General features: G+C 60.8%; 16 protein-coding genes. 4 read left to right on the forward strand and 12 right to left on the reverse strand.

Annotation, left to right across the window (positions count from 1 at the left end):
- Nucleotides 1-67 precede the first annotated feature (67 nt).
- From AC3RLQ_RS29940 to AC3RLQ_RS29950, 3 genes are read right to left on the reverse strand one after another with little or no spacing between them, the layout of a single operon-like run.
- The gene (locus AC3RLQ_RS29940; protein WP_493032517.1) at nucleotides 68-991 is read right to left on the reverse strand and encodes an amidohydrolase family protein; all 924 of its coding nucleotides are present in this window, start codon (nucleotides 989-991) and stop codon (nucleotides 68-70) included.
- Nucleotides 988-1,251: a hypothetical protein gene (locus tag AC3RLQ_RS29945; RefSeq protein WP_493032519.1), complete on the reverse strand. Its 264-nt coding sequence runs from the start codon at nucleotides 1,249-1,251 to the stop codon at nucleotides 988-990. The genes AC3RLQ_RS29940 and AC3RLQ_RS29945 overlap by 4 nt, the downstream gene beginning before the upstream one ends.
- A 37-nt stretch (nucleotides 1,252-1,288) precedes the next feature.
- The gene (locus AC3RLQ_RS29950; RefSeq protein ID WP_493032520.1) at nucleotides 1,289-2,521 is read right to left on the reverse strand and encodes a thymidine phosphorylase; all 1,233 of its coding nucleotides are present in this window, start codon (nucleotides 2,519-2,521) and stop codon (nucleotides 1,289-1,291) included.
- 77 nt (nucleotides 2,522-2,598) lie between these two features.
- On the opposite strand from AC3RLQ_RS29950, the gene AC3RLQ_RS29955 reads away from it, so the two are divergent.
- The gene (locus AC3RLQ_RS29955) at nucleotides 2,599-5,034 is read left to right on the forward strand and encodes a PSD1 and planctomycete cytochrome C domain-containing protein (protein WP_493032522.1); all 2,436 of its coding nucleotides are present in this window, start codon (nucleotides 2,599-2,601) and stop codon (nucleotides 5,032-5,034) included.
- 34 nt (nucleotides 5,035-5,068) lie between these two features.
- Here AC3RLQ_RS29955 and AC3RLQ_RS29960 read toward each other — a convergent pair whose 3' ends face one another.
- The 4 genes from AC3RLQ_RS29960 to AC3RLQ_RS29975 all read right to left on the reverse strand — a co-directional run bounded on the left by AC3RLQ_RS29960 (nucleotide 5,069) and on the right by AC3RLQ_RS29975 (nucleotide 6,616).
- Nucleotides 5,069-5,428, reverse strand: a complete 360-nt coding sequence (locus AC3RLQ_RS29960) for a hypothetical protein (RefSeq protein WP_493032524.1) — start codon at nucleotides 5,426-5,428, stop codon at nucleotides 5,069-5,071.
- A gap of 46 nt (nucleotides 5,429-5,474) precedes the next feature.
- On the reverse strand, nucleotides 5,475-5,618 hold the full coding sequence (locus AC3RLQ_RS29965; protein WP_493032526.1) for a DUF3309 family protein: 144 nt from the start codon (nucleotides 5,616-5,618) through the stop codon (nucleotides 5,475-5,477).
- 201 nt (nucleotides 5,619-5,819) lie between these two features.
- Nucleotides 5,820-6,404, reverse strand: a complete 585-nt coding sequence (locus AC3RLQ_RS29970) for a hypothetical protein (protein WP_493032528.1) — start codon at nucleotides 6,402-6,404, stop codon at nucleotides 5,820-5,822.
- Between the two features lie 68 nt (nucleotides 6,405-6,472).
- Entirely contained in the window at nucleotides 6,473-6,616 is a 144-nt protein-coding gene (locus AC3RLQ_RS29975; RefSeq protein ID WP_493032530.1) for a DUF3309 family protein, read from the reverse strand.
- A 228-nt stretch (nucleotides 6,617-6,844) separates the two neighbouring features.
- Here AC3RLQ_RS29975 and AC3RLQ_RS29980 point away from each other — a divergent pair, with 228 nt between their 5' ends.
- From AC3RLQ_RS29980 to AC3RLQ_RS29990, 3 genes are all read left to right on the forward strand, one after another.
- Entirely contained in the window at nucleotides 6,845-7,408 is a 564-nt protein-coding gene (locus AC3RLQ_RS29980; RefSeq protein WP_493032532.1) for a L,D-transpeptidase, read from the forward strand.
- Between the two features lie 59 nt (nucleotides 7,409-7,467).
- Nucleotides 7,468-8,058, forward strand: a complete 591-nt coding sequence (locus tag AC3RLQ_RS29985; RefSeq protein WP_493032534.1) for a peptidoglycan-binding protein — start codon at nucleotides 7,468-7,470, stop codon at nucleotides 8,056-8,058.
- Between the two features lie 163 nt (nucleotides 8,059-8,221).
- On the forward strand, nucleotides 8,222-8,377 hold the full coding sequence (locus tag AC3RLQ_RS29990) for a hypothetical protein (protein WP_493032536.1): 156 nt from the start codon (nucleotides 8,222-8,224) through the stop codon (nucleotides 8,375-8,377).
- Nucleotides 8,378-8,389: 12 nt separating this feature from the next.
- Here AC3RLQ_RS29990 and AC3RLQ_RS29995 read toward each other — a convergent pair whose 3' ends face one another.
- The 5 genes from AC3RLQ_RS29995 to AC3RLQ_RS30015 all read right to left on the reverse strand — a co-directional run bounded on the left by AC3RLQ_RS29995 (nucleotide 8,390) and on the right by AC3RLQ_RS30015 (nucleotide 14,071).
- Complete coding sequence (locus AC3RLQ_RS29995) at nucleotides 8,390-9,175, reverse strand: hypothetical protein (protein WP_493032538.1); 786 nt, start codon at nucleotides 9,173-9,175, stop codon at nucleotides 8,390-8,392.
- Between the two features lie 50 nt (nucleotides 9,176-9,225).
- Nucleotides 9,226-10,635, reverse strand: a complete 1,410-nt coding sequence (gene pyk / locus AC3RLQ_RS30000) for a pyruvate kinase (RefSeq protein WP_493032540.1) — start codon at nucleotides 10,633-10,635, stop codon at nucleotides 9,226-9,228.
- A 232-nt stretch (nucleotides 10,636-10,867) separates the two neighbouring features.
- Entirely contained in the window at nucleotides 10,868-11,668 is an 801-nt protein-coding gene (locus AC3RLQ_RS30005) for a TatD family hydrolase (RefSeq protein WP_493032543.1), read from the reverse strand.
- A gap of 6 nt (nucleotides 11,669-11,674) precedes the next feature.
- Entirely contained in the window at nucleotides 11,675-12,013 is a 339-nt protein-coding gene (locus AC3RLQ_RS30010) for a hypothetical protein (RefSeq protein ID WP_493032545.1), read from the reverse strand.
- 309 nt (nucleotides 12,014-12,322) lie between these two features.
- Nucleotides 12,323-14,071: a Do family serine endopeptidase gene (locus AC3RLQ_RS30015; RefSeq protein WP_493032547.1), complete on the reverse strand. Its 1,749-nt coding sequence runs from the start codon at nucleotides 14,069-14,071 to the stop codon at nucleotides 12,323-12,325.
- Nucleotides 14,072-14,208 lie beyond the last annotated feature (137 nt).

A 14,208-nucleotide genomic window follows, 5' to 3' on the forward strand; every position in this document is an offset into this window, starting at 1 on the left:
CTGAGTACTCATAAACCTATTCTAAGATGCATCAATGGGGTGGTCAATCCATAGAAGAGGTGCCGTTTTAGCTTCGTTCCACCCACCGATACGCCGCCTTCGAATTCTTCCAGAAGTACTTCTCGCAGGCTTCAGTCCCTTTGGCACGGAAGTACTCGTCCACGATTTTGAAGACGACCTCATACGGTGCCCCTTTGTCGGAGACAGGCCAGTCGCTGCCGTAGATTAGGCGGTCAGGGCCGAAGGATTCCCACAGATGATCGAGAACGGGGAGGTAGTAGGAGGTATCGCTCGGAGCCTTGCCGTATTCGCATTTCACCTGCTCCACGAGGGCGGAGACTTTCATGAAGGCGTTCGGCTGTTTGGCCACAGCACGGATGTTGTCCTTCCATTCGGGGCGCAGGGACTGGGGATCGCCGGAGGCTCCGAGGTGATTGATGAGGACGCGCAGATCGGGCACGTCGGCGGCGAGTTTGGCGGCGTGTGGCAGGTAACTGGGGCCACCGTTCAAATCGAGCTCCAGGCCGTGCTTGGCCAGCAGCCTGGCACCGGCGAGCACGGCTTCCTGTTTCGCAGCATCCTGCAGAAACGCGCCGCTCCAGCGTACCCCGCGAAAGATGGGATTCGCAGCGAAACGCTCCAAATGGCCAGCAAACTCCGCGCCCGGATCGAGATGACCCACGAACCCCACGATGCTCTTTTCCTTGGCAGCGAGATCGAGAATCCACTGGTTGTCCTCCACCAGCGGGCTGGCTTCGACGATGACGGTTTCCTTGACGCCGTGCGGCGCTGCCACCGCGAGCCAGTCGGCAGGCAGCACGGTGCGGTACAAAGGCGTGCCCTTGCCCGGCCACGGCACGCCACCGGGGCGCGAGGGATCATAGAAATGCGTGTGCGTGTCGATGATGCGCGTCGCAGGCGGAGCGGCCTGAACTGACTCATGCAGCAGTGCGGCGGCGGTGGTGGTCTGGAGGAAGCGGCGGCGGTTCATGATGATTCAGGGGAGTTTTGAGATGCACTTGGAAGTAGAGGGTATGTTTCATCAACCCATCTCAAAACATCAGCCAGAGGGAGACTCTTTGGTTGCTCGGCGAGAATGTCTTTGCCCCATATTTTCCAATGAGTGGCGATTTCCCTGTTGAGCAAACGATCGATTTCCCAGCACATCATGACACGTAAGCCGTCAGAGCGGATGCAACCTTGGGAACCACGGGCCCAACTTGGCGCATTTGAGTTCGATTCTTCAGGCATGGTCATCAATAAACGCTGATTGGTCTTGTTACAAACGTCAGTCAATCTCCACGCATTCGCCCAAAACATCCAGCGTGCGAAACAGCGCGCCCTTCGTGCGCGCATGCACGCGCAGCAGTACATCGCCGGTTTGCACCTGCGTTCCAGTCTTGGCGATCTGATCACAGCCCACCGCGTAGTCGATGGGATCAGCAGCTTTGGAGCGGCCGGCGCCTAGTTCGAGGACGGCCTGGCCGATGCCGCCGGCATCCATGCGCGTGAGGGTTCCACTGGCGGTGGCTTTGAGTTCGCCGATGAACGGCGCGCGATGCACGGTGGCCATCTTTTCCAGTGCATCCACGTTGCCGCCCTGGGCAGTGACCATCTTTTGAAACTTCTGCCAGGCGTCACCCCGATGCAGCATCATCGCCAGATCCGCGCGGGATGAAACGGAAACGGCGGAGGCGAGATCGAGCACGATGTCCTCCAGATCCTGCGGGCCCTGGCCTTGGAGGCAGCGCACGCATTCGGCGACTTCCAGGGCATTGCCGGCGGACTCTCCCGTGGGCTCGTTCATCTCGCTCAGGCGCACGCTGGAGCGCACGCCCATGGCCTCTCCGACGGTGACAAGGCTGTGGGCGAGTCGATGCGCCTCCTCCTGCGTTTTCATGAAGGCACCGCTGCCCCACTTCACATCCAGCACGAGGCGGTTCAGACCTTCGGCGAGTTTTTTGCTCATGATGCTCGCGGTGATGAGCGGCACGCTGGGCACGGTGCCGGTGACATCGCGCAGGGCGTAGAGTTTTTTGTCCGCAGGGCAGATGCCGGCGGTCTGGCCGACCATCACGCAGCCGATGCGGTCGATGACATTGTGAATCTCCACCTCATTGAGCTGCGTGCGGAAGCCGGGGATGCTTTCCAGTTTGTCCAAGGTGCCGCCCGTGATGCCGAGGCCGCGACCGGAGATCATGGGCACCCACACGTTGTCGCAGGCCAGCAGTGGGGCGAGGATGAGTGAAGTCTTGTCGCCAATGCCGCCGGTACTGTGTTTGTCCACGCGCATGGGGTCGTGGTCGTTCCACAGCAGCATGCTGCCGCTGTGCAGCATGGCTTCGGTGAGCGCGGCGGTTTCCTCCGTTGTCATGTCGCGGAAAAAGATCGCCATCGCCAGGGCGCTCATCTGGTACTCCGGCATGTCCCCGCGAGTGAAGGCGCTGATGACGAAGTGGATCTCCTCGGAGGTGAGGGTGCCGCCGTCGCGCTTGTGCTCGATGAGGGTTGGGATGTGCATTGGTCGCATGCTAGGATCTGCCATGCGTGTTTGGCAATACTGAACCTGCAGACATCGTATGCTCATTCCGCCCAACCATGCGTGTCCTTTGCGTTCTCCTTCTTTGCAGCTCCGCTCTCTCTGCGGCGGCGATTGATTTCTCGCGCGACATCCAGCCGATCCTTTCCGACAAATGCTACTTCTGCCACGGCCCGGATGCGAAGGAGCGCAAAGGCGATCTGCGGCTGGATGTGGAGAAAGACGCGAAAGCGGTGAAGGACGGAGTGGCGGCCATTCGCCCGGGCAAGAGCCATGAGAGCTCCCTGATCGAACGCATCTTCAGCACCGACCCGGATGAGGTGATGCCCACACCGAAGAGCAATCGCACGCTGACGGATGCGCAGAAGCAGTTGCTCAAGCAGTGGATCGACGAAGGGGCGAAGTGGGGCACGCACTGGGCCTTCAAGCGGATTGAGCGGCCCCAGGTGCCGAACGTGGGCGCCAAGCACCCCATCGATGCCTTTGTGCGTGCGAAGCTGGCGGAGAAGGGGATGAAGCCTGCGCCACGGGCCGATGCGGTGGCCTTGCTGCGTCGTGTGTCTTTGGATCTGACCGGGCTGCCTCCGACAGCGGATGAACTGAAGGAGCCGTATGGCAAAGCGGTTGAGCGCCTGCTGAATTCACCGCGTTTCGGGGAACGCTGGGCCTGGGACTGGCTGGATGCGGCGCGCTATGCGGACACGAACGGCTACCAGGGCGATCCTGAGCGCACCATGTGGCCGTGGCGTGACTGGGTGGTGAAGGCGATCAATGAAAACATGCCCTATGACCGGTTCACCATCTGGCAGCTTGGTGGCGATCTGCTTCCCAATGCAACGCCGGAGCAAAAACTGGCCACGGGTTTCAATCGCAACCACATGATCAATGGCGAGGGCGGGCGCATCGCAGAAGAGACGCGGGTGGAGAATGTGATGGATCGCGTGGAGACCACCAGCACCGTGTGGCTGGGGCTGACGATGGGCTGCTCGAAGTGCCACGATCACAAATTTGATCCGCTGACGATGCGTGATTACTACGGGCTCTACGATGTCTTCAACCAGACAAGCGAAGACGGCATTGGCCGCAGTGGGCAGGCAGCTCCGGCGATGGACATGTCCACGCCTGCCGAACTCGAACGGGTGAAAACGACCACGGAAAAAGTGAAGCAAGTCGCTGCGGAGGTGGAGGCGTTTGAGCTGACAAAGTGGCCGCGTCCCGCAGGCAAACCGCTGACGGAATCCGATGCGATCAAGCTGCCTGGAAACCTGCCGAGCTACATCGCCAAGACAGAGCCGAAGAACCGGGGCGTGGATCCGCTGCTGGAGGCGGTGAACTACTTCAAAGACAAGGACGCCGTTTACACGAAGCTGCTGCAGAAGCTCCTCGCCGCGGTGCGTGCGCGTGTTTCAGCCACCAACGCCGTCACCAAGGTGATGGTCATGGACACCACACCCAAGGTGCGTGAGACCTTTGTGCTGGAAAAGGGCGCGTATGACAAGCCCAGCACCACGAAGGTCAGCTTCAACGTACCCGCGAGTCTCCCCGCAATGAAGCCGGACGCACCGCGCAACCGCCTTGGCCTCGCGGAATGGATCGTGAACCGCGACAATCCGCTCACCGCTCGAGTCACGGTGAACCGCTTCTGGCAGGCCTTCTTTGGTGTAGGCCTGGTGAAGACGGCGGAGGATTTTGGCCTGCAGGGCGAGGAGCCACCGCAGCGCGAACTGCTCGACTGGCTGGCCTCCGAGTTCATCGACAGCGGCTGGGATGTGAAGGCGCTGATGCGCTTGATCGTGACGAGCGAGACCTACCAGCAATCATCGAAAATCAAAGACGCGCAGTTCGACCCCGAGAACCGCTATCTCGCACGTGGGCCGCGCTTTCGCATGCCGTCGTGGATGCTGCGTGATCAGGCCTTGTTTGTGGCAGGCCTGCTGCAGGACAAGCTTGGCGGGCCTTCAGTCAAACCCTACCAGCCCGAGGGCATCTGGGAGGAGGCGACTTTTGGCAAAAAGAGCTACGTCCAGGATCACGGCGATGCGCTCTACCGCCGCACCTTGTACATCTTCTGGCGCCGCATCGTGGGGCCCACCATGTTGTTCGACAACTCCGCGCGGCAGACCTGCGTGATCAAAGCCACACGCACCAACACGCCGTTGCAGGCGCTGGTCACTTTGAACGACGTAACCTACGTGGAAGCCGCCCGTGTGCTGGCGCAGCGAGTCTTGCTGGCAAATCGTGGAAATGAAGACGCCGCGCTCGTGCAGGCGTTTCATCTCGTCACCTGCCGTGAGCCTGCCAAAGCGGAAGCTGCGCTGCTGAAAGTGCAGCTTGGCAAATTGCGGGCGCAGCAGTCAGATCGTGCGGCGGCGTTGAAGCTGCTCGCGGTGGGGGAGTCGAAGCGAGATGAATCCATCGATGCCCTCGAGCACGCCGCGTGGACGAGCCTGTGCCTCATGCTGCTGAACTTGGACGAAGCGGTGACGAAGGAGTGAAAAGTTGCCTTGTTGCTGCGCAACAAGGAGGCTTTCAGGGTTTGTTCCAGCTCGTGCCCTGGTAGTTGCCGTCAGGATAGTTGCCCGCCGGGAAGTCACCGTGCTGGAAGTCGTGGTTTTCACGGGGGAAATTCTTGTGCTCTCCGCCGTAATAGTACTGCCCGTTGTGGTAGTAGCGGTTCGTGTACGGGCGTCCTTCATGGGTGAATTGGCCGGTTTGATACTGGCCGCCGGTGTAATAGCGGCCACGATAGTAGTAGGCGCTGCCTGTGTGATTCCGGGGCAGCTTCGTGTAGCTGTGGCCGCCGCTGTCGGGCATCGCTGGATTCTCACAGGAGGAGAGCGCCAGCACGGCAAGGGCGGGAAGGATGAGGAGGCTGGTATGAAGTTTCATGAGATCACAGTTTTGAGACAAGTGGGTGGCAAGACGCAGGTATCGCTCAAATCCGGCCTGTGAGCAGCAGGACGAGGAGGATGATGACGAGGAGGCTGGCGCCGCCGCCGACGTAATGATTCCCGGAACGGAAGCCATACCCGCCTCCGCCAATGAGCAGTACGATGAGAAGAATGAGGAGGAGATTCATGGCGGGGCGGAGTGGGTTAAATTTTCAGCGTGGTTGCGTGCAAATATGAATCGCAGGTCATGCCAGAATCGGATGTCGCAGCAGATGGCGTCTGGCATCGCCGCCCGGTTGCGGATGTCCGGCGCACTTATGCCCCTGTACGAAAAAAGGGTGGAGAAGCCATGACGCCTCTCCACCCAGAGTCTGATTCAAACCCGCTGTTTAGCGGCGGCCTGAAGACCTGTTCCAGCCTTCATGATGTTCCGAGTGCCCCCCGGACGAATGGCCACCCGAGGAGTGATTGCCCGAGGGATGGCCGCCCGAAGGGTGGTTGTTCGCGGGGAAGTTGCCCGTCGGATGGTAGTTCGAAGGGTGGTTGCTCGATGGATAGCTGCCCGATGGGCGGTAACCCGAAGGGCGAACGTTCGACGGATAGCTGTTCGACGGGCGGAAGCTGGAGGGGTAGCTGTTCGAAGGACGGTAGCTCGAAGGATGGATGCCAGGATGCGAGTGGTTCTGGTGCTGGCCGCCGTAGTAGTACTGCCCGTTGTGGTAGTAGCGGTTCGAGTACTGCCTGCCCTGATAGCTGTATCTGCCGGTTTGATACTGGCCGCCTGAATAGTAGCGCCCCTGGTAGTAGTACGCGCTGCCGGAGTAATTCTGCGGCAGAGTGGAGTAGGTGTTGAAGCCGCCACCATAGCCTCCACCGTTGGAATAGCCGCCTCCTCCCATCATCGGATCCACACAGGATGCGAGGTTCAGGGTGGCGATGGCGGGAATGAGGAGGAGAAAAGGACTGAGTTTCATGAGTTTTGTTAACGGACGGGTTGGTGGTTTTGAGCGGACGATCGGCCGCGAAGAGGGTGGATTGGAGTTTAAATCCGCCCGGTGAGGAGCAGTACGATGAGGATGATGACCAGCAGGCTTGCACCACCGCCGACATAATGATTGCCGGAACGGAAACCGTAGCCACCGCCACCGATAAGCAACAGAATGAGAAGAATGAGGAGAATATTCATGGATGGATTGGGTGTTAGGGTTTGAGATGTATCGGAGGCTGGTGCCAAAGCGGACGTCGTATTAAAAAATGTCTCATGCTGCAGCCCGGGCGAGATCCAGTGCAGGAAGTCGCATGCCGAGAAGGCTGATTGGAGAATTCATCCGATTAGATGACAGAGGCTGATGCCGCGATCCATGGGGTGAACACCTCATCGCGTCAGCCAGCTCCGCTCTTCATGTTATCTGCAATGCCCTCCACCCTATCCCATGGCTGTTCCTGCCTTCTCGCCGCTGCCCTCCTTTGCCTGCTCCCGGGCTGTGTCGAGCCTCTGCCCCCGTCTCCGCCAGTTGCCGTCGAAGAGTCCTTTTGGAACGGCGACTACATGAGCGGCAAACCCTCCATCCGCATCAGCCTTTCGCAGCAGCGCGCCTTTTTCTACAAAGACGGCCAGCTTGCCGGAATGTCGCGCATTTCGTCAGGGCGTGAAGGGCTCGATACGGTGACGGGCAATTTTAAAATTATCGAAAAAGACATCGATCATGTGTCCTCCTTGTTTGGCGATTACGTGGATGCCAATGGCAACGTGATCCAGAAGGATGTGGACACGAGCAAGGATCCCAAGCCCAAAGGGGCGATCTATGACGGCGCCAAGATGCCGTATTTCATGCGCATCGTTGGCGGCACCGGCATGCATGAGGGCTACCTGCCGGGTTACGCCGCCTCGCATGGCTGCATCCGCATGCCCGGCTTCATGGCCGCCGCCTTCTTCCACGCTGTGGAAGTGGGCACGCCGGTGACCATTGAGCCCTGATCTACCCGCAGACGCGGCATTCAAAAACTCATTTCCACCACACCCCCAACCCCATCCCCATGAAAATACCACCCCTCATTCGTCTCCGAGCATTAGGCTCGGCGTCTCTGGCCGTCGTCCTTTCTTTGACGGTGGCATCGACCTCCCCGGCCAAGGACAAAGGCCATGGGAACAACGGCAAGCATGGATCTGCCGGCCCCAAACATCCGCAAAAGTTCGAACACAAGTTTGAGCCCAAGTTCGATAAAAAATTCGTGCAGAAGATCCCGCACTACAACGAGCACAACAAGGTCGTGTACATGCAGCACCCGCGTTCGGGTTACGTCCTGTCTCCAGGCATGGGGTATGCCGGCCACGGCTTCTACTACGGGCCGCCGAATTCGCCCTATTATTACGAGAACCCCAATGTGAAGTTCTATCCCACACGGGAGAGCTTTCCAAGAGGCTACGCCTACCAGCCCAACAGTCAGTATGCGGATGAGCTCGCCGTGCAGCAGGCGCTGGCGCGTCTTGGCTACTATCAGGGGCCGATCGATGGTCGGATCGGGCCGCAAACGTTGAACGCCATCGGGCGGTATCAGCAGGATCATGGCATGGGCGTCACCAATTCCATTGTTCCTGCTTTGCTGCACGCCCTGGGATTGCAATAAACGGGATGCGCCAAGCGCGTGGCGCTGCAGCGAAGCCTCAAAGGCTTCGCTGCAGCGCCTTTGTTAAATTCGAAGGAAGAGATCCTGCATGCCGCAGGGCCCGGCAAGGTGTCTGAGCCCTTGCGTTACGGCCGGACTGAAGTGCGAAACCGAATACAAAGGCATGAAACTTACCAACAATCGCGGCATGATTGCGCTGGCCATCTATCTCATTCTCGTGGGCTTCATGGGTGCCTTTGGCATCACCCTCGGCGCGCTCAGCATCCTGGTGCCCATTCTTGCCATCGTGGCAGGTGTGCTGCTTCTGCTGGGGCAGTAAGCACCTGCTGCGCTAGAAACTGATGTACTCCAGAGGCACATCCGTCCTGGCCTTGAGCTTGAACTCTCGGTCCACCATGCAGGGGGCTTCGGGCAGGGCGAGGATTTCTTTGGTGAACTTCGCGCTGGTGTCAGGGCTGGCTTCCACGTGCAGGACGTTGCCTGCGGCATCACGAATGATAAGCACATAGCCGTAGCTTTTCACCCCGGCATCCGGCGAGTCGCCGCCTACAAAATAGGTGAGGCGCACGGGCTGAGTGGTGTGCACCATCTTGGACTGGGGGCGGATGGAGATGTCAAACTCCTCCTTTTGCAGCACGATGAGGTCACCGTTGCGGTCGGAGGTGTTTTTGGCCAGGATGAGGGCCAGGCCGCGGGCATTCTGCAGGTCGCGGGTCACCTCCTGGCTGCTGATGTTGAAGTTGTAAGTGTGCTCAAAGGTGCGCTGGTAGAGGTCTCCGCCGCTGCGGTTGCTCTTGGCCGGCAGCGTCTGGCAGACGAGGCGGTATTTCTGCGCTGGCGCTGTGGTGCTGGCTGCTGTGGGCACAGGGCCGGTGGCCAGATCCGGGTGCTGCGCCGCCCAGGTGGCGATGTAGGCGCTGTCCTCCTTGCAGAGGGTCTTGCGGTTGATGGTGAGGGTCTGCTGATCGCTGCTGCGCTTCAGGGTCACATTGTCCCCTGAAACGGCGGTGATCTCCGCCTCCAGCAGCGTGCCCGCGAGACTGACGAACACACGGGTGTCCGCCAGCGCCATGGGGGCGATGAGAAAGGACAGAACTAGCAGGCGGACGGATCGCATGGGCTGGAATACGGCTGACACCGCCCTAATCTGCCGGATGCCGCACGCTTTCAAGCCTCGCGCAGCAGAATCGCATCCACATTGATGCCGTCGTAGAGTGCATCGCTGAGAATGACGAGGGGGTCGCCGTGCTTGATGAGCTTTTCCATGCGCAGCAGGTCCAGCGCGTTGCGAATGGCAGCCTCGGGGTCGCCTTCTGTAAATTGGAGCACGAAGGGGTTCACGCCACGGGCGGTGACCAGCGTGCGGCTGACGTGCAGATTGGGCGTGAAGGCAAAGATGGGGGCGAACTCGGGGCGCTGATGCGCAAGCAAGTGCGCCATGACGCCACGGATGGTGAAGACGAGGAGCTTGCTGCCGGGGATGCTGTTGGCCAGCAGGATGGCGGCCTTCACGGTCTTGTGCTTGTTCGTCTTGAGCGGGGCATCGCTGGCGAAGCGGCCGGAAGGATACTTCTGCTCAATGCGGCTGATCACGGTGTCCAGCACCTCCACGCATTTCTCCGGGTAGCGGCCCACGCTGGTCTCACCGCTGAGCATCACACAGTCCACCTGCTCGATCACGGCGTTGAAAATGTCCGTGACTTCCGCGCGCGTCGGCACCGGGTTTTCGATCATGCTTTCCAGCATCTGCGTGGCCACGATGACCTTGCGGCCATGGTAGGAGCAGCGCTCCACGATCTGGCGCTGGATGAGCGGCAGGTCCTCGATGGGGCATTCGCTGCCGAGATCCCCACGGGCGATCATGATGCCGCCGGAGGCTTCCACGAGGGCGTCGATGTTGTCGATGGCCTGCTGGTTTTCGATCTTGGCGATGACGCGCGCTTTGCTCTGCTTCTGCTCAAGGAGGAGTTGCAGGTGCTGCAGGTGGCCCGGCTCACGGGCGAAGCTGAGGGCGAAGAAATCCACGCCCAGCTCCACGCCGAGATCGAGATCCGCGTAGTCCTTTTGCGTGAGCGGGGGCAGGCGCACGGGCACGCCGGGGAGATTGATGTGGCGGCGGGATTTCATCTCGCCCTTGGTCATGACGGTGCCGATGACGCGGAGGGTGGAGACCTCGCTGGCCTTGATCTGGATCATGCCGCCGTCCACCATGATGGTGTCGCCAATCTTGAGGTCCTTGCCCAGTTCCGGGTAGTTCACGCTGACGGAGTAGGGCGTGCTCGGGGGTACTTCGGCCTTGCAGCGAAATTCCACGGTGTCTCCCACCTGAAGCAGCCAGGGCTGCTCCACATCGCCCGTGCGGATGCTGGGGCCGGTGAGGTCCATCAGGACGGCAATTTCGCGCTTGGAGGCGGCGGCGGCCTCGCGGACGCGGGCGTAAACGGTGCGCACCCAGTCATGGGAGGCGTGGCTCATGTTCAGGCGGATGACGTCGGCACCTTTGGCGATGAGATTGGCAAGGACTTCAGGACTCTCCGTGGCAGGTCCGAGAGTGCAGAGGATTTTGGTTTTGCGCATGGATGGCATAATGAAAGCAGGGGACGGGCCAGCGTTGGCCCTGATGTGCCCGAAAGCAAGGCGCACCTCGCAACGGGGCTGGAACTTGCGGGCTGCGGGGAAGAAACTTCAACAATCAACAATCGATTGTTCATCAATCGTCAATCGCGCATGCCCACGGAGCTCTGCAGCCAGAGGATTGACGATTGTCGAGCCATCGATTTTTGATTTTAGAGGGAATGAGCCTGCGCGCTCAAGATGCAGCACCGAAAAGTGTCCGGTAATTTTCCGCGATGGCTTTCTCCAGCTCCGCCACTTCCATCCCGCGCACCTGAGCCAGCAGCTCATAGCTCACGCGCAGATTGGCGGGATGATTGAGGGCCTTGCCATCGGCTGCATGCAGCGGGTGCGGGTTCAGATCATCCGGCGGCCACATGTCGGGGGCGTCGGTTTCGGTGAGGAGGCGCTCCAGCGGGACACTTTTAAAAACGGCAAGCTGCGCGGCTTTGCGCGGGTGCCCGAAGTAAGGGCTGAGAGAGAAGTAGGCACCGAGTTTGACGAAGCCGGGGATCATCTCGGTGGGGCCGCCGTAGGAGTGGAGGAGAAAGCCGCGGCGTGGCAGCGGGGTGTTGCGCAGGGTTTCTTCCAGCAGGCCGAAGGCGCGCAGGCAGTGGATGGTGGCGGGGCGGTCCAACTCCACGGCGAGGGCGAGCTGCGTGCGCAGGCATTCGAGCTGCGCGTCGATGTCCGGGTTTTCAATCCAGCGGTCGAGACCGATCTCACCGACGACGGCGTGGGGATGATCTACCAGAAGCTGCTTGAGTGTGGTGGCCCAGTCCTGGGTGCGCTCTTTGACATACCAAGGGTGCAGGCCAAAGGCGGGGCGGATCCATGAGTGGGAGCGGGCGAGGTCTGCCACGGCGGGCCAGTCTTCCTCGCAGGAGCCGTTCACGATCATCTCCGCCAGCCCGGTCTGCGGCAGCGTGGCGAGGATCTCCTCACGCCACGGGTCGAGCCGCTCGTCCTGGAGATGATTGTGGGCGTCGTAGAGCATTGGGGCTCAGCAATAATCCGCAGCCATTCGCATGGCGGAAAAAGCAATGTAGGCGGCCGAAAATGGCGGCTTGTCTGCCAAAGGCCCCGCCAGCCAGGCGTCGAGCGCGTCGTCGTGCGATCGAATGATGGATTTGAGATTCGCAACGATCTCGGGGGAGGCCGCTTCTACCAAATTCTCCCGGTCCAAATCATCCGGCAGGCCCCAAAAAGCTGCATAGGGAATGAGAGGCACAAGTTCGTCTGGCACTTCGTCTGGATCAAAATCCACCTTTGGACTGAGCGCATAAAAGTCTCCGTAATGCTGCTGCATTTGCGCGATGCTAAAAACTGTTTCGGCATTCATGTTCATCTGGGAGGTGGCTCCAAACGTGCCTGTTTCTCAGTGCTTGTCACTTGATTCGCCTTGGCATCACGTTCCACTCCACGTCCCAAGCCCTGCTGTTTGAAAGTCTGTGGCACGTTCGAATCTGCCGCAGAGGGGCAAAGAGGCAGAGGGAGCAGAGAATGAATTTCAAACTCTGCCACCTCTGCTCCTTTGCCTCTCTGCGGCAAGACGAACGTCTCCTGACTGGCTGCACATGGCGGACTTTCTGAGCACAAAAAAGCCCGCGCATGCTTCATAGCACACGCGGGCCGTTGAATCATTCGCGGCTTAATTGTTACCGATCATGAGCAGCATGGTGTCGCCTTTGCGCCAGACGCGGAGGAGGACGGTTTTGTCGCTGCCTTTGGCCAGGGTGCGGGCTTCGGCGGCGTTGGTCACGGGCTTGCGGTTCACGTGGGAGATGACGTCGCTTTCCTCCACGCCCATGGCGGCGGCGCGGCTGTCGGCGTCCACCTTGGTGACGATGACGCCGGTCACGTTGTCAGGGATGTCGTGGCGCTCACGCAGGGCCGGGGTGAGGGTCTGGACGGTCACGCCGGAGACGAGTTCGCTGATGTTGTCCTTGGCCTGGCCGCCGGGGGCACCGGGGAGCGGGATGCCGCGCTGTCCGCTGCTGAGCTCTGAGAGGGCCTCCTCGGGCAGGGCTTCCAGCGTGGCGTTCAGGGTGAGGCGTTTGCCGCCGCGCATGACGTCGATGGGGATCTGGCTGCCGGGCTTGGTGCCGCTGACGATGAGGCGCAGACGGCTGCTGCTGTCCACACGCTGATTGTTGATGGCGACGATGATGTCCTCCAGCTGGATGCCGGCCTTTTCTGCGGGTGAGCCTGCGCCGACCATCATGACGACTGCGCCGCCCTGCTCCTTAAAGCCGAGGCGTTCTGCGAGAGCGCCGTCGAGATCGGTGATCTGCACGCCGAGGAAGCCGCGTTGCACGGCGCCGTCGTCCAGCAGGTCTTCAACGATGTGGAGGGCCATGTTGATGGGGATGGCAAAGCCGATGCCGGCGTTCATACCGGTGCGGGAGAGGATGGCGGTGCTGATGCCGACGACGCGGCCCATGGCATCCACCAGCGGGCCGCCTGAGTTGCCGGGATTGATGGAGGCATCGGTCTGGATGAAGTCTTCGTAGCCCTGGACGCGGCCGCCGCGGCCGTTGCCCTTGCCCACGATGCCTTCATTGCTGCGGCCCAGGGCGCTGACGATGCCCTGCGTGACGGAGCGGCTGAGCTCCATGGGCGCACCTGCGGCGAGGACGATGTCGCCCACACGGAGCTTGGAGCTGTCTCCCAGCGTGGCGGGGATGAGGCCGGTGGCGTCGATCTTGATGAGGGCGACGTCCGTGAGCGGGTCTGTGCCGATGACGGTGGCGCGGTAGGTTTTGGTGGAACCATTGACGTCCACATCCACGTCGATCTTTTTGGCATCTGCCACGACGTGGTTGTTGGTGATGATGTAGCCGTCGGTCGTGATGATCATGCCGGAGCCGACGCCCTGGGACTGATGGGCGTCATCATCCGGGGCTGGCTGCTGCGGGCGCTGGGGCTGCTGCGGCTGGCCTCGGCGGCGCGGTGCCGGTGCGGGCTCGTCGTCCTCATTCATGCCGCCGCCAAAGGGATCCTGGCCGCCGCCGGGGGCGCCGAAGAAGCGGTAGAAGAAGGGGCGGAGCTGCGGCGGGATCTGGTCCACTTCCGGGGCCTTGATGGGGGTGGAGGAGTGGATGGTGACGACGCTGGGCAGGATCTTTTCCACCACCGTGGCGTAGCTCATCTGCAACTGGCCGTTGTTCGGCAGCACGCTGGGATCACGCAGGATCTTCGCGGAAAAATCCGCCGTCAGAGGCTCCTTCGAATCCGCCGGAGGCATCAGCGTTGGCGGTGCCACAGGCTTTGTCGATGCGGGAGGCGGCAATGCGCCCGGCGGCAGTGCTCCGGGCTGCTGGGCGTGGACGCCGGGCAGTCCTGACGCCAGCATGCCGGCGCAGGTGAACGCAATGCAGAGACGAGGTTGGGTCTTCATGGAGTGGTTTTGGGGGTGGGATATTTCAGCGGTTCTTTGAGGAGCGCATGATTCTCAGACGTAGTGACGCAGGGAATGTTGAACATATTTGCACGAAAGAAAGGGACTCTTTCATCCTCTGCAACCCCACCTACAGA

The organism is Prosthecobacter sp. GW821-HT29F12, from assembly GCF_058803405.1.